We start from the raw sequence: 24,075 nt of genomic DNA, 5'->3' as shown, positions 1-24,075 counted from the left end.
GCGAACAGTGATAGAGCAACTTTTACCGTATTATGAAAAACAACTACAAGAATTCGGTCAACAATCTCGAGAGTTCGCGCAGAAATATCCGAAGATTGCGCAACGTCTATCGCTTAACCAAGAACAAATTGATGACCCGCATATTGAGCGCTTAATTCAGGCCTTTTCATTGATTGCAGCGCGTATTGATAAAAAGTTAGCTGACAGCTATGAGCTATTTACCCATTCTTTATTTGAGGTGATGTTTCCTCAATATTTACGCCATTTTCCTGCTTGTACTGTGGTTAGTTTTGAAGATAGCAATAAACTTAAACAATTAACTGCAGCACATTTGATTCCGCAAAAAACAGCCTTGAAGTCACGCAGTTTTAAAGGTGTGCAATGTGAGTTTAATACCAGCAATGAGGTTCGATTATTACCAATTGAATTGACGCATTTGGAGTTTCAAACCTCACCGAGTACGCATATGCATTTGAATCAAAATGCGACCTTAAGTTTGAAATTTGAAATCTTTAATGATGCCCAACAATGGATCTTGGACGAAAAATTACCGATCTATTTAGATGCAATTTCAAATTTTCCATTGCAAGTTTTGGATAGTATTTTTCGTAAAGATACAGGTTTTGCAATTCGGGTTGGGCAGCGCGTCATCGAGGTGAGTAATCCTTTTGAGGTGATGGGTTTTAGTGAGCAAGAAAGTTTATTGCCGATTGATCAGCATACCCACCACGCTTATCGCTTATTGATGGAATATTTTTGCTTCCCTGAAAAGTTTAATTATCTGAATCTTGATTTAAGTGTGCTCAAGGGATTATTACAGCAGCACAATAGCTTTGAAATTTTGATCCATCTCAAACTCAATTTGAATGATCAGGCAGTGGTTCGTAATTATTCAGAACTTAATATTGCCAATTTTAAATTATTTACCACACCTGCAATTAATTTGTTTGAAAAGCAGGCTGAACCGCAAAAAATTTCACATACACAACTACAATATCCATTGGTCACGGATGCGCATCATCCTGAGTTGTATCAAGTCTATTCTATCCTTGAGATGAATATGGTACGTGAAAAGACCAATCAGGAACAAACCCATCTCCCTGTATTGCCATTTTTTGCAATGAGTCATTATCACAATGATAAGGTTCAATTTTTCTATTCTTTAAATTATCTGCCTTCGCAGACCAAAATCATGCAAATGGGTTATTCGATTGTTTCCAAACATTTGAAACCTTATGAAATCAAATCAGATTTTATTAGTACACGTTTACTCTGCTCCAATGGTGATTTGCCGCATGAAGCATTAAGCCAGAGCAATAATATTCTGAATTTAAATGACAGTAGTTTGGCAAGACGCGCCTTGATTTTAAAGCGTCCGACATCGCCTTATCATTTTGATAAAAATAGCAACGAGCAATGGCGCATTATTTCTCATCTTTCGTTGAATACCTTGGCCTTAATGAAAGGGGATGCACTGAGTCATGTGAAGGAGCTTTTGGCTTTATATAACTTACCGCATTCTAAAGAAAATATTTTATTGATTGATGCTCTGAAACAGCTCAACTTCACAACCACCAATAAATTGATGAATGCAAAACCTTTTCCGATGTTCATTCGTGGGGTTAAGGCTGAGCTTTCAGTGAATAAGAGTGTTTTCCGTGGACATAGTCTCTATATTTTCAGCCAGTTATTAAGCCACATTTTTAATTTAAAAGTTCAAATTAATAGTTTTGTTGATGTGGTCGTCAAAGACAGTCTTAACCAGCAGGAGATATACCAATGCGTGCAGAACGTTGGTGGCAAGACTCTTCTGTAGTCGACCAAGTTTTTAAAAAGTCAGGTTCCTTTGAGTTTATTCAATCTACACGCTTGTTACGCCATCATCCACAGGCATCACAAGTAAAGCGTTGGTCTGAGGATTTTAAATTTGGCACCTCATTTAGTTTAAGCTTCCCTGCGACTGAGATTGAAGAACTCAGTTATCAAGATCAGCGTATTCATTTAACCAATCTGGTGGTCGGACTTACAGGGACACAAGGGGCACTGCCTTATACCTATACCAATAAATTAAAACAAAGTAGCCGACAGCAGCGACTCGAGATTAAAGAGTTTTTAGGTCTATTCAATCATAAGTTGACAGCCAAATATGTCGATGCCAGCTTGGCGTATAATTTGGCAGTGCGTTATGAGATTGAACAAGACAATCATTATCTGGATATTTTGCATGCTTTAAATGGTTATATTCGCGCCCAGCATGAACAACAAGATCTAGATGAGTATTTTGCAGAATTTTCTGGTTTGATGCAGGGGCAAAACAATACCGCACATGCTTTAAAAACAGTGCTGTCATGTGTGTTTAATCAACAGGTTCAGATTCAAGAATTTGTTAAAGAAACCTTTCATCTGGCTGATGAGCAGAAGACCAGTTTAGGTGGTAGTAACCCAAGTCTACTGGGTGTAAATACCTTTTGTGGCGATACGGTTCAGCAAATTGACGGCAAAATCGAGATTCAAATTGGGCCATTACCGCGAGAACAGTATTTAGCTTTTCTGCCTGATCAGCCTTTAAATAAAAAGTTAAAACACCTGATTCAAACTTGGTGCAGTCCAACACTGTTTATTGATGTACGTTTGATTTTGGATAAATGTGACATCAATCCAATCTGTTTAAATTCTGAGCATCAGGTAGGTCTGGGCCAAGGGGCATTTTTAATGCCATCTGAACAATTACAACATAACACGGAAACACGTTATGCACTTTTAGGAGCCGCATAATGGTGAAGAAAATTTTAGCGACACTCATCAGTTGCTTTATCTTGGTCGGCTTGGTGGTGGTTTATTACTGGCGTGATATTCAATATCAGCCCGAATCTGCCGATTTAATTAATTATTTCCTGATCCTACCAGTCGTGATTACTTTGGTGTTACTGTCACCTTGGTTGATCTATAAAGCTTATCAACATTATAAAGAAAAAAAGCAACAAGCATTGCAAGCCCAACAAAATTCAGAGCAGAGTGCCACTGAGGCACAGCCAGTTGAGTTGGAGAGTAAATGGTTAAAGCTAAATCTCTATGCGGCAGGTGCATATAGTGCACTGGGTGAAAATGATGCGATTCTGGATGGAATCAAGCAGTTTACCAGTCCTCAGTTAGATCAGGATCTGGTGAATTTTCATGGTATTCCCATTCTTTCTTATCGCATTACAGACTTAGACCAACAAGTCCAAAGTGAGGATGATGAGGAGTTGCAGTTCTTGTCGGTTCGACAGCAACGTATCATGGCGCTAATCCACCATCAAATTGAACAGCACACAGAACTTTTAGCTTCGATTTCAGACCACTTAAAGCGGTCTAGTCTGTTTTATGAAAGCCAAAATTTGCATGAATACCGTATGCACCCTGCATGGATTGATCCAAGCTTTTCCGACGATGAAGCGCATGAATCCATTCAGGTCGAGCAGGTCTATCGTTTGGATAAACTAAATCTGCACATTTTATTGTCTGAAGACGTGGTGCATACCTGGAATGATTTGAGTAGCAATGAAAGTATTCAGGCCATTTTTTATGACCTTGGTATCATTCCACAAAAGTTCCATATTGAATATCACTATCTTAGCGCGGCATCGACTGAGCAACATCTGCTTGAGTTGCTTGAGCGGATTCAAAACCAAGCCCATGAAATTTCATTGATCATTGCGGCAGATTCAGAAATTGAACAAGAAATTATTGATGAAAAGTCTTGGGGAGCAAGCGCGTATATCCCTGCAGAATTTGTGAGCAGTAGTTGTTTGGCCAATCCTGCGGTTCAGCTAGAACAGTGGCAACCTGAAAAGACCTTTAAGTTGGTCAGCAACCAAAATAATATCGATCAAATTTTCAAAGAGCTGGGGATTGATGATTTACCGCAGTATCAGGCTGAAGAACCTTTTGTATTGGTGGTTGAGGATGGTGCTGATGTCAAGGTGGCCAAGAAATTGGAACAGTTTTTTAAGCAAAGTCCAGTCGAGGCGCACCATTATTTGTACTGCAAACCTATTTTTGGACACACCCAAAACGTGGCAAAACTGTTTGGATTAATGTTGGGGGCACATTTTTCTGAGTCACAGGTTGCCTTTGTTTATGGATCAAATTTACAAGCATTTATCCAAGCTGTTCCTGAGATCACACAAGATCAGGAAAGTGTAGCAATTGCTGATTAATTAACTTTATTAAGAATTCGAGAACTCAATGTATATCATTTTAGGTTATCTGTGGCAGTACATCACGAATCCTAAAGCTATTATTGCTTTATCCTTATTCGTGGCACTGATTTCTTCATACTCGTCTATTCCTCGGCATATCTTTTGGGCATTGGCAGCAACCTATGCATTGGGTTTAATCGTCTATGGTATCTATTGGCTGATTCAAAGAAAACGCCACGCTGAACAAGGTGAAGAACTGGCCAATGCGATTGAGAAAGACAGCCAAGCTGAATATGGTCAACACAAAGACAAAGCCGAGCTACAGTTAATTCAGCAGCAGATGAAAGAATCAATTCAATTGATTCGTAAATCTAAATTGGGTGATAAAAAGGGCAATGCCGCATTGTACGAATTGCCTTGGTATATGGTGATTGGTAATCCAGCTGCGGGTAAAAGTTCTGCGATCTATAATTCTGGTTTGAAGTTTCCCTTTGAAGAAACCCATCAGAAAATGGTTTCAGCGGGTCTAAGTGGAACAAGGAACTGTGACTGGTTCTTTTCTACCGAAGGCATTTTGCTGGATACCGCAGGACGCTATTCAGTGTATTCCGAAGATCATTCTGAATGGTTGGGCTTTTTAAATATTTTAAAGAAAAACCGTTCTAAAGCCCCTGTCAATGGTTTGGTATTGATTGTTAGTATTGCCGAATTGATCAGCCAGAGTCCTGAGAACTCAATAAAATTAGCCAAAAATCTACGCGCTCGAATTCAAGATCTAACTGAAAAACTTGAGGTCGTGGTTCCTGTTTATTTGGTCTTTTCTAAAATGGACTTGATTGCAGGTTTTACGGAGTTTTTTGATTGCTATGAGTCGCAAGAATATAATCAGGCGTGGGGTGCAACTTTACCTTATGAACAGAACTCGTCTCAGAATGCGGTAGAATTATTCGAAAAACATTACAGCATTCTTTATGACGGTTTAAAGAGTGTCAGTACCACGCATTTAAGTCGTCGCCATTCGCAAAATATTTCGCCGAGTGTCATGACTTTTCCATTGGAATTCAAAACGCTTAAACCCGCGTTAAAAAGTTTTGTCGGCACATTATTTGAAGATAATCCATACCAGTTCCAACCGATTTTCCGTGGTTTCTATTTTACCAGTGCCTTACAAGAAGGGACGATTGAAAGCCCAATGACGGAAAACATTGCGCAAGAGTTTCAACTGCAGCAAGTTCAGGGCAATGGTCAAGATGGTGTAAATGCTTCGCTTGCGCCAAATCATGGTTATTTTTTACAGGGTCTATTCTCTAATGTGATTTTACGAGATAAAGATCTGGTGAAACAGCACATCAATCCTGCAAAAAAACGCCAGCGTTATATCGGATTTATTGCGGCATTGGTTGGGGTTTCTTTAGTATTGGGTGTCTGGGTCTGGTCATATCGCAATAATCAGCAACTGATTGCGGATGTACAGGCTGATTTAGATAAAGTGGTGCACTTGGAAAAAACGTCTGGGCAGCAATTATCGACTCAACTTGAAGCCTTATTGATTCTGCAAGAACGCTTGCAACAACTGGACGAGTTTGATGATCATCGTCCGCTTAAATTCAGTTTTGGTCTTTACCAAGGCAATCAATTACGTGAGAGCTTAAAAGCCGAGTATTTGAAAGGGATCAAGCAAATTGTTTTGACCCCAACACAGCAAAATATTGCGCAATATTTACAGCGTGTTAAAAATAACGAGGCGACTTTAAAAGCCAATCATGTCAATGTCGAAATCAAACAAGTTGCAAAAACACAGCAGTATTTAGAGCCTTCGGATAGCAATCCACAAGATGCTTATAATGCATTAAAAGCCTATTTGATGATGAGTAACCATGAATATATGGATACCAGTCATTTAAGTGACCAAGTATCTCGCTTCTGGCGCTCTTGGCTGGATGCCAATCGTGGACAAATGCCGCGTGGTGAAATGATTCAGGATGCAGAGAAGATCCTCTCTTACGCCATGACTTTGGCTAATCAAGAAGGCTTCCCAGTACTTGAAACAGATGCACAAGTGGTCGATCAAACCCGTCAAGTTTTATTGTCAGTGATTCGTGGGATGCCAGCACGTGACCGTGTCTATAACGAGATTAAGATGCGTGCAGCGGTACGCTTCCCAGCAGTCACAGTTGGGCAAATTGTGGGTGAACAAAACCGTGCCATTGTCCTGGGTAGCTATGCATTACCAGGTGTGTTTACGCAAAAGGCATGGGATGAGTATGTTGAAAAGGCAATTGATGAAGCTGCGAATAAGCCAACAGACAGCAAAGATTGGGTGTTAAATAGCCGTCAATCGGATGATTTAACCTTCTCTGGTAGTCCAGAACAAATCCGCAAACAATTGGTCGCGCTGTATAAGCAAGAATATGTGGCGGAATGGAAAAAATTCCTGAACGGCATTTATTATGCTAAAAACGATCAATTCGCTCAGCAAGTGAAGAGTATTGATGTTTTGGGTGAACCACAAAATTCACCAATTCGTACTTTATTACAACGCATTGCAATTGAAACCAACTGGGATAATCCAATTGTACAGGCTGAACTGGCCGTTCCTGAAAAAGGCTTTGTCGCTTGGTTTAAACGTAAAGTTCTAAACAATTCAGATGATAGAGCAGCGGCTCAAGCGATGGACCGTGCACAAGGTGCAATTTCGCAAGAATATCAAATGTTCTATCAATTGGTACGTAAGCGTGATGATTTACAAGATAAGTCATTATTCGATGAGTACATGAACAATCTTGCACAAGTACGTAGTAAGTTCAATGACCTGAAAACAGCAGGTGAAATTGGTCCAAGTGCAATGGCATTGGTGAAACAGACCATCAATGATCAAACGTCAGTCTTTAATACCACACAGAAATATGTGGATGAGAAGATGATGGTGGGGCTGAAAGACACCGATCAACAGCTATTACAAAAATTGCTGATGACGCCACTAACGCAATCATTTGCCAGCTTGATTGTGCCGACCCAAGATGAGTTGAATAAATTGTGGGGTATTCAAGCGTACCAGCCATTTAAAACCAATTTAAGTCAGAAATATCCATTTAATTCGGGCGTGACTTTACAAGCCACCAGTAATGAAATTGGTCAAATCTTTGGTGAGACGGGTAGTATTGCACGTTTTGTCAAAGAAGCATTAGATCCATTTGTGATCCGCCGTGGTTATGTCTTGACCTCGAAAACATGGAAAGACTTGGGCATTAGCCTAAATCCACAATTTGTCGTGGCGTTCCAGCAATATGTGGCGCCGATCAATGGCATGGCGACAGGTAGCCTAGATCAACCTGCAGCTGCACCTGTATCGAATCAATCAAACTTCCAGTTCTATCCATTACCAAATCCGCAATACTTATCGTATACCATTGATATTGATGGTCAGCGAATGGTGTTTGAAAATGGAATTCAACAATGGGTGAACTTTGTTTGGCCAAATCAGGGAGCAGTCCCTGGTGCCCGAATCACTGCAGTTGATTTGGAAGGTAAAACCCATACGATTTTTGAAGAACCTGGTGAATATGGGATTAACCGTTTGATCGATGCGGCGCAGCGTAAAGAGCAAAATGGTAGTTTTGAAATGACATGGACCAGCAAAACTGAACCATCTTTAACGCTGAAAGTAAACTTCCGACTCATTAGCGGTAATAGCTCGGGCAGTATTGGCTCTAGCCGTGGTTATGCAGGCTTACAACTGGTGGATAAAGTGGTGACAGAGAAAGCGGTACGTGTGGTCTCTGCGCAAGCAACCCCTGCTGGGGCTGCCACAGCTGTCGCACCAAAGCCGCAAACCACAGCGCCTGCCCAGTCAGGAGTAACGCCGTAATGTTAGGGATGATCAGGGAACAGCCGGAGGTGCTTGGATGCAACAAGTAAAAACAACAGCTTTGTACTACGGAAAGACACCTGCTCGTGGTGACTTTCTGAAATCCAAAGGACAATACGCATTAATCCAAGTGCTGGATCAGTGGATTACTGAAGCACTTGAACATGCCATGCGCGTCCCTGAGTTTAAGCAGCGTTACGAGTCTTTGCCTTCTTTGGATTTTTTTATTGCTAATCCTGCCGAGTCGATGTTTTTAGCTGCAAACTTGATTACTAGTCAAGACAGCTCGGGTCGTGCATTTCCGATGGTACTGAGTCAATTGCTTGAAGTTGAGCAGCCTTATCAAAATTTATTATTGGCGCCGTTTTACTACAAGTCAGTTTTGGTCGATTTATTCCAGCGCAATCGCGTATTACGCAGTATTCGTGATACCAATATTATGCTGGAGAAGCTCAACAACCTACCGAATGTGGTTCAGATTTTCACTGCTGAAGAATGCAATGGTTTTTATGAAAATCACACTATGCATTCCTTTGCCCAATTAATGAAAATCAATGTCTATGAACTGGCACAGAGCATGATCGGATTAGGACTTTTACTGCAACCGATCTTAAAAAATGGTACCAGTCGTTTAAATAAGGTGCTGATCTTACCGATCAATAACGCGATGTATTGCTATGAAATCGCAGCGTTTTGGGTTGGGATGATTGGACGCTTCCTAGGTATCAATAATACTGAAATCCTGATTGGCATCTTGCATCGTGAGGAGCCAATTTTATTCATTGGTTTCCAAGGTGCCGATATCATGGCGCTCAGCGATATTTTTACCCAAAACATGCAGAGCGAGCATTGGGTGTCCTTAATCCAAGCACAATGGATTGATGCCTATCTGGAGCAGAATGCAGGCCTTGCCACACTCGAACAATCACTTTGTCAGCGTCAGTTGAGCCTTAACCAAGGTTTGAAGCTGTTCAGACAAACTTTTTTAGATGAATGAATATGAGAAATAATCCGAAATCTATCTGGGCAAGTTTACTGTTTGGCTTATGTATTTTAGGTCAAAGCCATCTGCTCCATGCTGCACCGATTGTAGTGGAGGGTGTGGTTCCTAATGAGGAGAGTAAGCAGGCGATCTTGGTCAAGATGCAGTCTGTTTATGGTGCTGATCAAGTCGTGGATAAAATTCAGGTACGTCCAGTGTCTGCGCCGAGTGGTTGGAGTGATTCAGTGACTCGAGTTATCACTCCTGATCTAAAAAAGATTTCACAAGGTCAGTTACGAGTTAGAGGAACTCAGGTTGATTTAACTGGTAAAATGACCGACCCAAATCAAATTCAACCGACCACGAGCAGTTTTCAGGCTCTGGTCCAACAACCGTATCGATTTAATGCACAACTTTCAGTAAATCAGGCTGAGCAAAAAATCATTGATGATGCTTTGAAGAACCGAATCATTGAATTTGAATCGGGGAGTGCAATCTTGACTGCGGCAGGACAACAGATTCTGGATGAAATGGCAGTGGCGTTAAATAAGGTTGGCGGCAAGAAAGTCAAAATTATTGGCCATACCGATAGCTCTGGTGATGCCAACAAGAATACGGTGTTAAGTCAGCAACGTGCTGCAGCGGTACAAAGTTATCTGGTGGGTAAAAGTATTGCTGCGGACCGTTTAAGCACTGAAGGTAAAGGTTCTAGTCAGCCAGTTGCGGATAATGCAACAGCAGATGGTCGTAAGAAAAATCGTCGTATTGAATTTGAAGTACTTTAATTATTCATAAATCCAAATGTGAGGGATGGGATTATGGCAACACCCTATATCGTTGTTGGTTGCCCAACCACAGGTGGTGGGCAGGTCATCAGTGGAAATAGCAGCTTTCTCATAGAAGGCATTCCGATTGCTTGTGTTGGGGATAAGGCAACTTGCCCAAAACATAAAACGGTGGCGACGATTGTCGCTGGTGATCCGAATATGCAGGTCATGGGTAAAGCGGCTGCTAGAGTGAATGACCCACTTTCTTGCGGTTGTAAATTATTGCCGAAACAGAATTTAGCCGTTAGAGGTTAAAGACTGTTAAAGTCCTTTGATTCAGCAAAGGGCTTCATTTTTTTCTGATCACTGATTTCGAAAATTGGTTGAAGGAACAGATTTTTGATCAAATAATAGATAGAGCATGAATAGATCAAAGGATGTTCCGCATTTCATTTTGGGATGAGATTTTGGTGGTGTTAAAACAAATTTCTATGCTCTTATTGCTTGTTTTTCTTTTAGGTTGTAAAGAGAAGCAGGTTGAAGATTTTAAGTATGAGGTTTCAGGTCATCAGCTTTGTGCTGTCAAAACAAATGACATTAACACCGCGAGTGAGTTTGGCTTATTTGATAGCTCATTTCACTCTCAAGGAAATTCATTTGATGAACAAATGTCTGTTGAAATCTATCACGAAAGTTTAGACAACTTATCCAATAAAGAGAGTCGGCATATTTTCTGTTTTGACACTTCAAAATTAAAAGATGGAGTTTTAGAGACACAAATTAGATTAGAAATTAAAAAAGGGAAATATCTTCGACAGTATGAATTTATCAATTATTCATGTCTATCAAGCTTTGGTTCAGAGCTAAACCTATCAAAAGATCAAGTTGTTCAAGTGTGTAGTTCAAAAGGAACAGTATTCACAAATAATAGAGGTTAATTTGCTTTAGTTATGAAGTGTTTTACAGGATTTTTAGGGTATATGCTTTATTTGCAAAGATTTTGTTTGGCTTAGATAGAGAGTGAAGTCGTCTCATCGGCAGCGTCGCTAGTTCAGAGATGTATTTATGTAATTATTACGCACTAAAGGGATTTAAAAAATGGAAAAAAGCATTTTATTTTTTTCTCTCGTTGTTATCGTGCTAGTTACGCTAGCCTGTACAAAGCATACCCTATATTTGACCCCTGAAGTTGTAGGTTATATCTATGATCGTAAGACTAAGCAACCATTGGTCAAACAAGGTGGTGAAATGGGCTTTAATGGACAAACAAGTGACAAAGATGCACAAATAGAATTAAAAGCTGATGGCCATTTTACAATTCCTTCTGTTAGAAAAACATATTTTTTTATTAAACCGAATACGCGGAAATATAGTCATCTCCCTGCTGAAATTTTTATAAGTTTTAAAGGTTATGATTCTAAAATTATTGATTATTCAAATGTATACGCAGAACAAGTTCCAGAATTGAAATCTAATTTTAGTTATTCCAAAAAGATTGATTTGGGTATTATCTATCTGGATCCAGAAATGATCTCAATGAAATAAGTTTGCTCTAAAGATAACAAGACTAGCGAATTGTTATTTTTAGTGTATCTTTATTAAGCGATATATTTTTAAAAACATATCGAAATTTGAGGACAAAACAATGCCAACAATGATGAAAAGAACTTATCTCTGTGCTGCCGCTTTCGGGGCGAGTTTATTGATTCAGACCCATGCAGTAGCCGCAGATGCGATTACTGTTTACGCCGCTGCAAGCTTAACCAATGCAGTGAATGAACTCGATACAATCTATGAGCAGAAAAATAAAACAGAGGTTAAAACTTCCTATGCAGGGTCTTCAACCTTAGCCAAGCAAATTGAGGCAGGTGCACCCGCTGATGTGTTTATCTCGGCTGATGTACAATGGATGGACTATTTACAGAATAAACAGCTGGTTGCAGCAGAAGATCGGATTAATTTATTGGGCAACCGCTTGGTTGTGATTACCCCCAAAGATCGCCCACTTAAATTAAAAATGGATAAAAGTTTTGATCCAAGTAAAGTCATCCAAGGCAAGCTATGTACAGGGGATACCAAAAGTGTGCCAGTCGGGAAATATGCTAAACAGGCGTTGACCTCACTAGGGTGGTGGGACAAAGTTCAACCACGATTGGTTGAAACAGAAGATGTTCGTGCCGCCTTAAACTTTGTAGCGCGTGGCGAATGTCAGGTCGGTATTGTCTATGCGACGGATGCTGCCATTAGCAAAGATGTAGTTGTGGCGGGTATCTTCCCAGAAAATACGCATCCACCAATTATTTATCCTGTAGGTTTAACCAAGAAGAATGCGGAATCGGTTAAATTCTATAATTTTTTACAAAGCGGACAGGCAAAAACGATATTTAAAAAATATGGGTTTAGCGTGTTGCAGTAACTAAATGATGATCTTAAGCCCTGAAGAAATTGAAGTTCTCAAGCTGTCCTGCAAAGTGGCAGCAGCGTGTCTGGTGTTTAGCCTAATTCCTGCAACTTTGGTGGCTTGGGTATTGGCCCGCAAAGAGTTTTGGGGAAAATCACTGTTTGAGACTTTGGTATTTTTACCTTTGGTTTTACCACCTGTGGTGCCTGGTTACTTACTGCTGCAGTTGTTTGGTAATCGGGGGCTATTGGGGCAATATCTTGCACCGCTCGGTTTAGAGTTTGCTTTTAACTGGAAAGGTGCGGTATTGGCGTCTGCGGTGATGGGCTTTCCTTTATTGGTACAATCGATTCGGCTGGCGATTGAACTGGTCGATCAACGCTTGGAGCTAGCAGCGAAAACCTTGGGTGCATCTTCCTTTGGGGCGTTTATGCAGGTGACATTACCGCTTGCCAGTAGCGGTATTTTGGTCGGTGCTATTTTATGTTTTTGCCGAAGTTTAGGTGAGTTTGGAGCAACGATTACCTTTGTGGGCAATATTGCTGGCGAAACCCGCACTTTACCGTTGGCAATGTATAGTTTGATGCAGCAACCCGATACCGAAGCCGCGGTATGGCGATTGATTATCCTGTCTTTATCGGTGGCGTTCTTTGCCTTGTGGTTTGCACAGTGGTTCAACCGTTATCAGAAAAATAAGCGTGGATATTCAACATGATTGATTGTCATATACAGTTACAACAAGGGCAATTTTATCTGGATCAACGCTTTCAATCTGATCAGTCGGTGATTGGTTTATTTGGGGCTTCGGGTTCAGGAAAAACTACGATTTTACATAGTATTGCGGGCTTAATTCGACCACAATCGGGATGGATTAAAATCCAGAACCAGACCTGGTTTGATCAAGGTCAGAAGATTTATCTTAGTACGCAACAGCGTCGTGTCGGTTTGGTGTTTCAGGACGCTCAACTGTTCCCCCATAAAAACGTCAAACAGAATTTAATGTTTGGTTTTAAGCATATTGCTCCACAACAACGTCAGTTTGAAGTGGACTATATTGTTGAATTGCTTAAATTGGGACATTTACTGGAACGTATGCCGATTAAGCTCTCTGGGGGAGAAAAACAACGGGTCGCCTTAGGACGAGCTTTGTTGTACTCGCCACAATTGTTACTTCTCGATGAGCCACTGTCTGCATTGGATATGGCGCATAAAGCTGAGATCATTCCTTTTTTTCAACGCGTTAAACAGGAAACCAAGATTCCAATGTTGTATGTGAGTCATGATCATTCCGAGATTAAACAACTCACGGACGAAATTTGGTATTTATAGATAGCGTTGTAATAAGGTGAAAAACTTTTCTACTTCTTCTTCGTCCACATGATCAGCACCTTTTAAAACATGTTCTTTTAGGTGTTGTTCGATCAATTGATTCATTAAACCATTTACCGCACCTTTGACTGCCGCAACCTGCTGTAGAACTTCTATGCAAGAACTCTCAGGATTTGTGATTGATTTCTCGACTGCTGCGAACTGCCCTTGAATCCGTTTAAGACGATTTAAAATTTTCTTATCTTGATGGAGGTGAGACATACTTTTTTCCTAAAAAAATATATACTGGGGGGGGTATATTGAAAGACTAAAATAAATGCAGCATAGTAACCTAGAACGACGTCATTCTCATCAGTTTGATCAAGGAAATCCCTTGGCCCAAAAAAGAATTTTAATTGCCACCATTTTGACCGCTGTAATGATGATCTTGGAAATTCTAGGCGGTTGGTTTTTTAATTCGATGGCTTTGCTTGCTGATGGCTGGCACATGAGTTCGCATATGCTGGCTTTGGGACTGGCTTATTTTGCCTATCGTATGGCACGACATTATGCGCAGGATCAACGTTTTAGTTTCGGTACATGGAAAATTGAAATCTTGACGGGATACAGCAGTGCTATTTTACTGATGGTGGTGGCGCTGTTGATGGGGATTCAATCTCTTGAGCGTTTATTTAACCCTGTCACCATTCATTTTAATGAAGCGATTCCCATTGCGATTGTGGGTCTGATCGTCAATCTGATTTGTGCATGGTTGTTACATGATGGGGAACATGAGCATCATCACTCTCATGATGAAACACATCATCATGGCCATGATCATCATCATGATTTAAACCAAAAAGCCGCATTCTTACACGTGGTTGCTGATGCGGTAACGTCCGTTTTGGCGATTATTGCCTTATTTGCGGCCAAGTATTTTGGCTGGAATTTTCTGGATGCTTTGCTTGGGATTGTCGGCGCATTATTGGTTACAAAATGGTCTTGGGGATTGATGCAGGAAACAGCAAAAACTTTATTGGATGCCGAAATGGGGCATCCTGTGGTTGAAGAAATACGTGAGGTGATTGCCCAGTTTTCACAGGTTGAAATTACTGATCTGCATGTATGGAAGGTCGGGAAAGGCAAGTTCTCTTGTATTTTAGGATTGGAAACCACCATGACTGATCTCAATCCTGATCAGGTTAAAGCGGAATTGGCGGTTCATGACGAAATTGTTCATGCGTCTGTGGAAATTCATCATATTTAATACTGAGGGACATCGAGTAGAGAGATGTTCTACTCGATGAATTGAATTAAGCACCGATATATAAGATGAGGCCGCAAAAGGCCGATGCAAAAATCACATACAATACGTTGAGCTGAAATTTGAATAAAGCAATCAGTGCGGCAATGGTAATAAAAGCCGCTTCATAATTAAAAGCATGATCAAAGCCCTTTGGCCAGAGCACATGATAACTAAAGAACAACGCCAGATTTAAAATCACCCCGACGACGGCGGCTGTAATGGCAGTGAGTGGCGCCGTAAATTTTAGTTCATTGTGCGTAGATTCAATAATTGGTGCGCCGGCTAAAATAAATACAAAGGAAAATAAAAAGGTAAACCAAGTGACAATCACGGCACCCATTGCACCTGCTAAAAAGAGCTGATCAGCCCCCAATAACGCATGGTTATAAGCCCCCAGAAAACCCACGAAAGCCACCACCATGATTAACGGGCCAGGAGTACTTTCACCAAGTGCTAACCCATCAATCATTTGGGTTGGACTCAGCCACGCATAATGATTGACCGCACCTTGATACACATAGGGCAAAACTGCATAAGCACCGCCAAAGGTGAGTAAGGCGGCTTTGCTAAAGAACCATGCCATTTGGGTATAGCCATTTTGCCAACCGAGGCTTAGGGTTAACAGTGTGATTGGAATCAACCAGAGCAAGGCTGCAATGACCACGATTTTAATAAGAGTTGACCAATGGAAAATTGCATGGGCAGGTGTTGGCGTATCATCATCAATTAGGGCGGTCCCATAACTTTTATGACTGTTTTGATGGGAATTCTGAACCGTAAATAAATCTGGTTTTTTCTTACTCAGTACATAGCCTAAAATAGCAGCTGCTAAAACAATGAAAGGAAAAGGGACGTTAAATACGAAGATGGCAATAAATGCAGTAGCAGCAATTCCCCATAGAAATGGATTTTTCAAGGAACGACTACCAATACGATAAGTGGCATGAAAGACAATCGCCGTGACCGCAGGTTTAATCCCATAAAACAAGCCTGCAATAATCGGTACATCACCAAACTGCACGTAAATCCATGATAGCGCGATCAGGATAAATAGGGAGGGCAGAACAAATAAAATCCCTGCAACAAGACCGCCCATCGTTCGGTGCATGAGCCAACCAATATAGGTGGCGAGCTGTTGTGCCTCAGGACCGGGGAGTAGCATGCAGTAATTCAACGCATGTAAGAATCTTTTTTCAGAAATCCAACGTTTATTTTCTACCAGTTCTTGATGCATCACTGCAATTTGACCAGCAGGTCCGCCAAAGCTGATAAATCCCAATTTCAGCCAGAACAAAAAGGCTTGCCTGAACGGAATTGTTGGCGTTGGATTTGTAGGATCAGCTGATTGCATGATGTATTCCAAAGAGTTTTCTTTTTATTTCTAGATGATAAATAAAATTGAGTATTGAGTTTATAAATTTTAGTGAGTTAATAATTCAAAATGATGAAATTATTGAATTTAGATGAGTTAATCATTATTTTTTATTGGTGAGCTCTGTTGAACTAAAATCGGTTCTGCGGCTAATTTTTCTGCTAAATATTGAATGAATACACTCAATTTCGGTGGCACATGACGGGTAGGTGGATAGAGCAACCATGCGCCACCGCTGTAGTGGGTTTTAAAATGCCAATCAGGTAAGACCTGAACAAGTGTGCCTTGCTCCAAAGCATGGCGTGCTACGAAGTACGGCAAACTGGCAATGCCTAAATGTTGTAAAGCGGCACTGAGGCGCACCCCAGTATGATTGGCAGCATAACGACCACGGACAAGCACCGTAATTGATTTCTGTTCTTGCTGGAATTTCCACTTCGAATCATTCGGTTGTTCACCCAAATAGATACACTGATGCTGCTTTAAGTCGTGTGGATGTTGCGGTGTGCCATTTTTCTGCAAATATTCAGGTGTGGCACAGATCAAATGATCAATATCAATCAGTTTTCGCCCCATCAATCCACCTGGAGGTTGCTCGGTAATGCGAATCGCCAGATCGACACCATCATCAATCAAGTCAATATAGCGGTCTTCCAACAGCAGTTGGATATCAATTTTTGGATATAGGGCCAAGAATTCGGGCAGATGGGGATGCAGCATAAAATGCCCAACGGCTTTGGGCACGCTGATCCGAATAATGCCCTGTGGCTCAATATGAAACTGTCCTGAACTTTCCATCACCGCTTGCGCAGCATTGACCATGTCGACACAGCGTTCGTACACCTGTTGACCACTTTCACTTAAGCGCAGTTTACGGGTGGTGCGATGTAATAAGCGTGTGCCCAAAGCCCGTTCTAAACGGGCAATCGCACGGCTTACGGCAGAAGGGGTTGAACCGAGCTGACGTGCCGTTTCAGAAAAGCTTTCCGTTTCGACAACTTTGACAAAGGTTGCCATTTCATTTAACAGAACCAGACTTTGATTTGTGCTCATGAAGCAAAAGTTATTTGGAATTTGATTGGATTATCGCGATTTAAAAAGCGCAATACAATCTTTTCCTGTAGTCATGATGGAGATAAATCAAATGTGGCAGTTGTATGGACATGAGTTTCTGGCCTTGGCATTGATCCATTTTATGGCCGTTGTTTTACCGGGTCCTGATTTTATTATTACAGTACGACAGAGTGTTCGATATGGCTATCTAATTGGCTGTATCACTGCAATTGGTATTGGTGTCGGCATTTCGGTGCATGTGTTTTACACCTTGGTCGGGGTGGGCGTATTGATCCAGCAAAGCGTTTGGTTAATGTCGGTATTACGCGTAGCAGGGGCGGCTTATTTGATTTATTTGGGCTGGCAATGTTTACGTAGTCAACCGAATGCCAATCTGGATATTTTGGCTGGCGAGGTGATGGGTAAACCGAGCTTAATTCAAGCCTTTAATATGGGTTTTCTAACCAATGCTTTGAATCCGAAAGCAACAGTTTTCTTTCTGGCGATTTTTACCACCATTGTTAGCCCGACCACACCGTTAAAGGTTCAAATTGGTTATGGTGTCTGGATGTGTCTAGTCAATGCATTATGGTTTATTTTGGTCAGCATCATGTTTGCACAACCGATTGTGCGGAAACGCTTTTTGGAGTTCGGGGTGTATTTTGAACGGGCGATGGGGATTATCTTGAGTGCAGTTGCAATACGATTGATCTGGAGCGTTGCCTTTACTTGAACATAAAAAAGACTGCACTGAGGCAGTCTTTTTTATTGGAGAGGAGTTTTAGGCACTGCGTTTGTTTCTGGTCAGTTGGTGCAAGACCGACACCAACAAATCAATTTCTTCTGTGGTGTTATAAAAGGCCAAAGATGGACGCACGGTCTTTTCTACACCAAAACGACGCAAGATCGGTTGAGCACAATGATGCCCAGAACGCACTGCAATCCCATGTTGATTCAGTGCCTTACCCACTTGCTCTGTCGAATAACCTTCAAGAGTAAAGGACATTACACTGGCTTTATTTCTCGCCGTACCAATTGGTCTTAACCCCGTGACACTGCTTAACGCATGCTGGCCATATTCCAGCAAGTCATGTTCATAACGCGCAATATTATGAATGCCAAGGCGTTCAACATATTCCAATGCAGCGCCTAAACCTACTGCATCGGCAATATTGCCTGTGCCTGCTTCAAACTTATTGGGGGCAGGTTGGTAAACCACTTGTTCAAAGCTCACATCCTGAATCATATTGCCGCCGCCTTCCCAGACGGGCATGGTCTCTAGGATTTCAGGCTTGGCATAAACTGCACCAATACCTGTTGGCCCAAACACTTTATGTCCTGAGAATACAAAGAAGTCGGCATCAATCGCTTGGACATCAGTTGGCATATGCGAAACAGATTGAGCACCATCGACCAGAACCCGCACACCTTTGGCATGCGCGATTTTGATCACCTCCGCGACAGGTGTTACCGTACCTAAGGCGTTGGATACTTGGGTAATCGAGATCAGTTTGGTCCGTTCATTGATCAGTTTTGGTAGTTCTTCCAAAATGATTTGACCAGTATCATCCACAGGAATAACACGCAGTTTGGCGCTGACTTTTTTGGTGAGTTGGAACCACGGAACGATGTTGGCGTGATGTTCAAGATGCGAAACAATAATCTCATCACCTTCAGCAATATTCTGTTCGCCCCAGGTCTTGGCAATCAGATTAATGCCTTCGGTGGTGCCACGAACAAAAATGATCTCTTTGGATGATTTTGCCCCAATAAAACGGGCCACCACATTACGCGCATGTTCATAGGCATCGGTTGCACGTGCTGCCAGCTCATGTGCAGCACGATGAATATTGGAATTTTCGTGCTGATAAAAATAGGCAATACGATCAATCACACTTTGTGGCTTCTGCGTGGTCGCTGCATTGTCAAACCAAACTAAGGACCGTCCATTAACGCGTTCTTGCAGAATTGGAAAATCACGACGGATCGCTTGAATATCCAAGGGCTGAGCAGCATTGGCAACAAACTGTGGCTGAGAAGCTTGATAATTGCCATAACCTGCATTGTGTTGCGGCAGATCTAAGAAATAAAAGCCTGAAGACGCATTATTTTTTGCTTGAGTAGAAGCTTGAGTATCTTGCTGCAACAGACTTTTTAATGCATCACCATGAGGCAATTGAAATGATTGTGCCGTGGCAAAATTGGCAGCATCAAATTCAGAACTGGATGAACTCGGTGCTGTAAATTCATTCAAAAAATAAAAGGGTGACGCATCACTTGTTGAAGGACGAGAGGGTTCAACTAAAGGAACGTTTGGTGCACTATGAACCGCTTGAGGAAAATTAGGTTCAATCGGTGGACGTGGTAAATTGGCACCACCCACGACCGGCGCCGAGGCGATCGCACGACGTTCAGGATAGTCAGGATAGTTTGGAATATGCTCAGGATATTCAGGATTTAAACTTTTTTCATAAGCAATATTGGGCGCACGACCACTGAGCGCAGCTAAAGGTTCAGCGGGCTGTGGTTGATGTGGGGGCGTACCAACATGGGGTAAGTCCAAATTCAAACCAGAGGAATGACCACTGCCAGAATTTGGCAGGGCAGCAAAAAATTCAGAGGCAAGCCGTGAAAGTGTTGCTTCATCTGGGAAGTTGGACGGTGGGCTAACACCGACCACTTCAGAACCCGTTGGACTACCGTGTAAATTACTTGTAGTTAACTGGGTAGTCATGATACTTGTCCACCTCCACATCTTCGAGCACAGCCAATGCATCCTCAGTCAATACCGCCAATGAGCAGTACAGTGAGATTAGATAAGACGCAATCGCGTTGCGGTTGATGCCCATGAAGCGTACAGAAAGGCCTGGGGATTGTTCGCCGGCCAAGCCCGGTTGGAATAATCCCACCACACCTTGGCGTTTTTCACCCACACGCAGTAACAATATTTTGGTTTTACCATCTTCCACAGGAATCTTATTTGATGGAATCAGTGGAACACCGCGCCACGTGATGAACTGTGAACCGAATAAGCTCACAGTTGGTGGTGGAACACCACGTCGGGTGCATTCACGACCGAAAGCAGCAATTGCATCTGGATGGGCAAGGAAGAAACCAGGTTCTTTCCAGACCTTACGCAGTAAATCGTCAAAGTCATCGGGTGTTGGGGGGCCATTCAAAGTAGAGATACGTTGGTCTTCTGCGACACTGGCCAATAAACCATATTCAGGGTTATTGATTAGCTCACTTTCCTGACGTTCTTTAATGGTTTCAATGGTTAAACGTAATTGTTCTTTAATCTGATCATGCGGGCTGCTGTAAAGATCAGCAACACGGGTATGGATATCTAAAACAGTCGAAACACCATTTAAGAAATATTCACGTGGTTGTGCATCATAATCCACAAAAGTTTGTGGCAAAGTGGCCTCATCACGTTGGGTGCACGCGACTTGGATATCATCAGTATTGCTGACACGGTTAACGCGATAAATACCTGCTTCAACAGGAATCCATTGCAATAAATGCGTGAGCCAACGCGGGGTAATGGTCGATAGTTGTGGAACGGTCTTGGTGGCATTTGCAAGCTGTCTGGCTGCGTGATCACCAAGTGCAAGTTGGACTTTATCTGTGGTTTTTGCCATGAATCAATTTTCCTGTTGTTTTTGGCTTTGTTAATAAAATTGGTTTATTGCAATAATGTTGAATGATTTATTTAGTTAGACTAGAGACTATTTAGTATTTTTAAAAATATTATTATGAGATAAATAATCGTGAACTATTTACTTATTACTCATAAGAATATATTTATATGAAATAAATATAAGTATTGAATATACGTTTATTTATTCTAAGAACTATTTAAATAATTCATTCATTTAAACTTTACTATTGTGGAGTGACTCGCTGGGTGACTGTAAAATCTGACTGCCTGCTGTAACGCTATGGGTGAGCCAGACATTGCCGCCAATAATTGACCCTTTACCAATAGTGATACAGCCTAAAATTGTTGCACCTGCATAAATCACTACATGGTCTTCCACGATTGGATGACGGGCGTAATCTTTTTTCAAGGCACCATCCTCATTCAGTTCGAAACGTTTTGCACCGAGGGTCACGGCCTGATAGATACGCACATATTCACCAATCACTGAGGTTTCACCAATTACCACCCCTGTACCATGATCGATAAAGAAGCCTTTACCAATTTGTGCACCTGGGTGGATATCAATCCCTGTGGCTGAATGGGCCAATTCAGAAATAATTCGTGAAAGTAGCGGAACGCTGTGATAGAGCTGATGTGCCACACGATGATGGATGATTGCCAAAATACCTGGGTAGCAGAGCAGGACTTCATCGACGCTATGCGCAGCAGGATCACCTTCATATGCGGCACAGACATCTGCATCTAATACGCGACGGATATCAGGCAAGATATTGGCAAAGTCCTGTACGATGGTCTGTGCCAAAGCGATTTGCTGTTCATAAAGCAGACGTTCATTGCTTGAAACAGGGATCGGTTTGACGCGACTTTTGGTTTCGTAATTTAAGGCCAGTTTTACCTGTGAAAATAATTCATTGAGTACGCGGTCTAGGGTATAGGCAATATAGTAATCCTCGGTTTCTTGACGCAGATCACTGGGGCCAAGTCGCATTGGAAACAGAATTCCACACAGATCATCTAAAATTGACTTCAGCGCATCCTTAGATGGGAGTTCGCGTCCACCAAATTCTTTGATGCGATGTTGACGCTCTCTCCATTCGTGTCTCGCTTGTTGCAAACCTTCAACGACAGGCTGTATTTTCCATTGGCTCACGAGAATTCCTTGCAAATCAAAGTCATGAATAAATCGTTAATTTTTTGCTTAAGAAAGCAGCATTAATCTTGTAACCAAGGTAATTGGTGGGTACGCCAGCCATTACTTTGATTGCGCTGCTGCTGTTCGTTTAAATCACCCTCAAAACCTTCCAGTACGTTATAGACTTGTGCAAAACCTGCACTAAAAGCTGCTGTTGCAGCTAAAGCAGAACGTTTACCGCTACGACACAGCAATAAAATTGTTTTGTCTTTGCCGACTTTGCTATCCAGTTCTTTTAAAAAACGAGGATTGCGGTTAAAAGATGTACCTGTTGCCCATGCGACGTGGATACTTTCAGGCACATAGCCGACAAATTTACGTTCTTCATTGGTTCTTACATCAACCAAGACAGCATGGCCTTGTTGAACCAAATACCAAGCTTCGCTAGGAGGGATGCTGCCCGTGAAATCAAGTTCATTTTCTTCAGCATATTGCTGAGCACGTTGTAGGATATCTTGTGGATCGTTGAAAGAACCGTGGGAAGTAATGTTGGATTCCAAAGCTTGAGCAGAATCAAATTGAGCATTCATTTTTACAACCTTTATATACATCAGCGGGATGATTTTTTTATCTTAGGACGGTTTTTATATTCAGGAAAATAAGCAAAATTTATTTATATATCTATTTTTGATAAATAATAAGTATTTATCGGCTTATTCGGAATATGGTTTAAAACCTAGCTTTAAATTGAATGATCTTATTTAATTTAAAGATGAAATTATCGAGATTAAATATTTTACTTTTCAATTAAGTTGGATGATAAATATTTAAAAGCATGATTTGGAAAATTAAATGCAAACACATTAAAAATATCGCACTTGATGATAAAAGCAGCATAAATTGTCTAAGACTTATTCTTATCTCATAAAGGAATAAGCAAGTCACTTTTTCTTATTTTTAATCATAAAGCATGCCGCATACCATAAGCCTATATTGTTGAAAGATCATCTAATTATGGGCATCAAGAACACCAAGCCGTTAATCGTGACAGCGATCGTCCTTGTGGCGATTGTTGCTTTTATTGTCTATCAAAATCAAAAAGATGCTGCACCTGTTCAGTCTAAAAACAACAAAGCGGTGGTGATTGCCTATCAGACTGGTGTAGATCCAACCAAGGTTGCACAAGCCAATGGTGATTATGAACGTGATAGCCAACAGGCAATCCAATGGCGTAAGTTTGATGCAGGATCAGATGTGGTCAATGCACTCGCTTCAGGTGATGTGGTGATTGGTAACATTGGTTCTAGCCCATTGGCAGCCGCAGCAAGTCGTGATTTACCGATTGAAGTATTCCTTGTGACGGCTAAATTAGGTGGTTCTGAAGCCTTGGTGGTGAGTAACAAATCAGGCATCAAAAACCCTCAAGATTTGATTGGTAAAACCATTGCTGTACCCTTCGTTTCAACCACGCATTACAGCTTATTGTCAGCTTTAAAGCATTGGAACATTGCGGATAACCAGGTCAAGATTATTAACTTACGTCCACCTGAAATTACTGCCGCTTGGGAGCGTGGTGATATTGATGCGACTTATGTTTGGGAACCTGCGTTAAGCAAAGTCAAAGCCAGTGGCCATGTCTTAACAGACTCAAAACAAGTCGGCGAGTGGGGCGCACCAACTTATGATTTATGGGTGGTTCGTAAAGATTTCGCTGAGAAAAATCCAGAGTTTTTAAAGGCCTTTGTGCAAACCAGCTTGAAACAAGTTGAGGCGTACCAGAAAGATCCAAAAGCATTTGAGCAGAATGCTGACCATATCCAGAAAATCGCGCAACTGACGGGTTCTGATGTAAAAGATATTCCATTGTTGCTTTCAGGAAATATTTATTTGGATCGTCAGCAGCAACAAGCGACTTTATCAGGTGAGTTTGCCAAAAATATTTTCGACACCGCAACTTTCTTAAAGAGCCAAGGCAAGGTCGATCAAGTGAAGCCTGATTATCAAGATAATGTGACCACCAATTTCTTACAGCCATAGGAGA

The 24,075-nt window shown here is 41.5% G+C and carries 22 protein-coding genes; 15 read left to right on the top strand and 7 right to left on the bottom strand.

Going from position 1 to position 24,075, the window contains the following annotated elements; all coding sequences use genetic code 11:
- Positions 1–7 precede the first annotated feature (7 nt).
- The 12 genes from tssF (at position 8) to F957_RS08270 (ending at position 13,528) form a co-directional block, all read left to right on the top strand.
- On the top strand, positions 8–1,816 hold the full coding sequence (gene tssF / locus F957_RS08215; protein WP_016541776.1) for a type VI secretion system baseplate subunit TssF: 1,809 nt from the start codon (positions 8–10) through the stop codon (positions 1,814–1,816).
- The gene (tssG, locus tag F957_RS08220; RefSeq protein ID WP_016541775.1) at positions 1,780–2,775 is read left to right on the top strand and encodes a type VI secretion system baseplate subunit TssG; all 996 of its coding nucleotides are present in this window, start codon (positions 1,780–1,782) and stop codon (positions 2,773–2,775) included. Before tssF ends, tssG begins: the two co-directional genes overlap by 37 nt.
- The gene (locus F957_RS08225) at positions 2,775–4,199 is read left to right on the top strand and encodes a hypothetical protein (RefSeq protein ID WP_016541774.1); all 1,425 of its coding nucleotides are present in this window, start codon (positions 2,775–2,777) and stop codon (positions 4,197–4,199) included. Before tssG ends, F957_RS08225 begins: the two co-directional genes overlap by 1 nt.
- Positions 4,200–4,227: 28 nt before the next feature.
- Entirely contained in the window at positions 4,228–8,049 is a 3,822-nt protein-coding gene (gene tssM / locus F957_RS08230; RefSeq protein ID WP_016541773.1) for a type VI secretion system membrane subunit TssM, read from the top strand.
- Between the two features lie 37 nt (positions 8,050–8,086).
- A complete protein-coding gene (gene tagF, locus F957_RS08235) occupies positions 8,087–9,046 on the top strand; it encodes a type VI secretion system-associated protein TagF (RefSeq protein ID WP_016541772.1) in 960 nt (319 codons plus the stop codon).
- A complete protein-coding gene (locus F957_RS08240) occupies positions 9,043–9,816 on the top strand; it encodes an OmpA family protein (RefSeq protein ID WP_016541771.1) in 774 nt (257 codons plus the stop codon). Before tagF ends, F957_RS08240 begins: the two co-directional genes overlap by 4 nt.
- A 33-nt stretch (positions 9,817–9,849) precedes the next feature.
- Positions 9,850–10,113: a PAAR domain-containing protein gene (locus F957_RS08245; protein WP_004654745.1), complete on the top strand. Its 264-nt coding sequence runs from the start codon at positions 9,850–9,852 to the stop codon at positions 10,111–10,113.
- Positions 10,114–10,235: 122 nt separating this feature from the next.
- Positions 10,236–10,736: a hypothetical protein gene (locus F957_RS08250; protein WP_016541770.1), complete on the top strand. Its 501-nt coding sequence runs from the start codon at positions 10,236–10,238 to the stop codon at positions 10,734–10,736.
- Positions 10,737–10,896: 160 nt separating this feature from the next.
- Complete coding sequence (locus F957_RS08255; RefSeq protein WP_016660419.1) at positions 10,897–11,343, top strand: hypothetical protein; 447 nt, start codon at positions 10,897–10,899, stop codon at positions 11,341–11,343.
- A gap of 100 nt (positions 11,344–11,443) precedes the next feature.
- On the top strand, positions 11,444–12,214 hold the full coding sequence (modA, locus tag F957_RS08260) for a molybdate ABC transporter substrate-binding protein (RefSeq protein ID WP_016541768.1): 771 nt from the start codon (positions 11,444–11,446) through the stop codon (positions 12,212–12,214).
- 4 nt (positions 12,215–12,218) lie between these two features.
- Complete coding sequence (gene modB / locus F957_RS08265; protein ID WP_004654738.1) at positions 12,219–12,914, top strand: molybdate ABC transporter permease subunit; 696 nt, start codon at positions 12,219–12,221, stop codon at positions 12,912–12,914.
- The gene (locus F957_RS08270) at positions 12,911–13,528 is read left to right on the top strand and encodes an ATP-binding cassette domain-containing protein (RefSeq protein ID WP_016541767.1); all 618 of its coding nucleotides are present in this window, start codon (positions 12,911–12,913) and stop codon (positions 13,526–13,528) included. The genes modB and F957_RS08270 overlap by 4 nt, the downstream gene beginning before the upstream one ends.
- Here F957_RS08270 and F957_RS08275 read toward each other — a convergent pair.
- Entirely contained in the window at positions 13,523–13,789 is a 267-nt protein-coding gene (locus tag F957_RS08275; protein WP_004654733.1) for a metal/formaldehyde-sensitive transcriptional repressor, read from the bottom strand. The genes F957_RS08270 and F957_RS08275 overlap by 6 nt on opposite strands.
- Positions 13,790–13,844: 55 nt before the next feature.
- On the opposite strand from F957_RS08275, the gene dmeF reads away from it, so the two are divergent.
- On the top strand, positions 13,845–14,774 hold the full coding sequence (gene dmeF, locus F957_RS08280) for a CDF family Co(II)/Ni(II) efflux transporter DmeF (protein WP_016660418.1): 930 nt from the start codon (positions 13,845–13,847) through the stop codon (positions 14,772–14,774).
- A gap of 46 nt (positions 14,775–14,820) precedes the next feature.
- On the opposite strand, the gene chrA is transcribed toward dmeF, so the two are convergent.
- Together chrA and F957_RS08290 are read right to left on the bottom strand one after the other, a co-directional pair.
- A complete protein-coding gene (gene chrA / locus F957_RS08285; RefSeq protein WP_016541765.1) occupies positions 14,821–16,164 on the bottom strand; it encodes a chromate efflux transporter in 1,344 nt (447 codons plus the stop codon).
- A gap of 117 nt (positions 16,165–16,281) precedes the next feature.
- Entirely contained in the window at positions 16,282–17,238 is a 957-nt protein-coding gene (locus tag F957_RS08290; protein ID WP_016660417.1) for a LysR family transcriptional regulator, read from the bottom strand.
- Between the two features lie 91 nt (positions 17,239–17,329).
- On the opposite strand from F957_RS08290, the gene F957_RS08295 reads away from it, so the two are divergent.
- Complete coding sequence (locus F957_RS08295; RefSeq protein ID WP_016541763.1) at positions 17,330–17,971, top strand: LysE family translocator; 642 nt, start codon at positions 17,330–17,332, stop codon at positions 17,969–17,971.
- A 48-nt stretch (positions 17,972–18,019) separates the two neighbouring features.
- Here F957_RS08295 and F957_RS08300 read toward each other — a convergent pair whose 3' ends face one another.
- From F957_RS08300 to F957_RS08315, 4 genes are all read right to left on the bottom strand, one after another.
- Positions 18,020–19,972 (bottom strand): family 2A encapsulin nanocompartment cargo protein cysteine desulfurase, encoded by a 1,953-nt coding sequence (locus tag F957_RS08300; protein WP_016541762.1) that lies wholly within the window; start codon positions 19,970–19,972, stop codon positions 18,020–18,022.
- The gene (locus tag F957_RS08305) at positions 19,947–20,879 is read right to left on the bottom strand and encodes a family 2A encapsulin nanocompartment shell protein (RefSeq protein WP_016541761.1); all 933 of its coding nucleotides are present in this window, start codon (positions 20,877–20,879) and stop codon (positions 19,947–19,949) included. The genes F957_RS08300 and F957_RS08305 overlap by 26 nt, the downstream gene beginning before the upstream one ends.
- 234 nt (positions 20,880–21,113) lie before the next feature.
- The gene (epsC, locus tag F957_RS08310; protein ID WP_016541760.1) at positions 21,114–22,052 is read right to left on the bottom strand and encodes a serine O-acetyltransferase EpsC; all 939 of its coding nucleotides are present in this window, start codon (positions 22,050–22,052) and stop codon (positions 21,114–21,116) included.
- 62 nt (positions 22,053–22,114) lie between these two features.
- Positions 22,115–22,624: a rhodanese-like domain-containing protein gene (locus F957_RS08315; RefSeq protein WP_016541759.1), complete on the bottom strand. Its 510-nt coding sequence runs from the start codon at positions 22,622–22,624 to the stop codon at positions 22,115–22,117.
- Positions 22,625–23,030: 406 nt separating this feature from the next.
- On the opposite strand from F957_RS08315, the gene tauA reads away from it, so the two are divergent.
- The gene (tauA, locus tag F957_RS08320) at positions 23,031–24,071 is read left to right on the top strand and encodes a taurine ABC transporter substrate-binding protein (protein WP_171068298.1); all 1,041 of its coding nucleotides are present in this window, start codon (positions 23,031–23,033) and stop codon (positions 24,069–24,071) included.
- Positions 24,072–24,075 lie beyond the last annotated feature (4 nt).

It is taken from the genome of Acinetobacter gyllenbergii CIP 110306 = MTCC 11365 (assembly GCF_000413855.1).
Classification (GTDB): Bacteria; Pseudomonadota; Gammaproteobacteria; order Pseudomonadales; family Moraxellaceae; genus Acinetobacter; species Acinetobacter gyllenbergii.
This window is presented reverse-complemented; position numbering and strand designations above follow the sequence as displayed.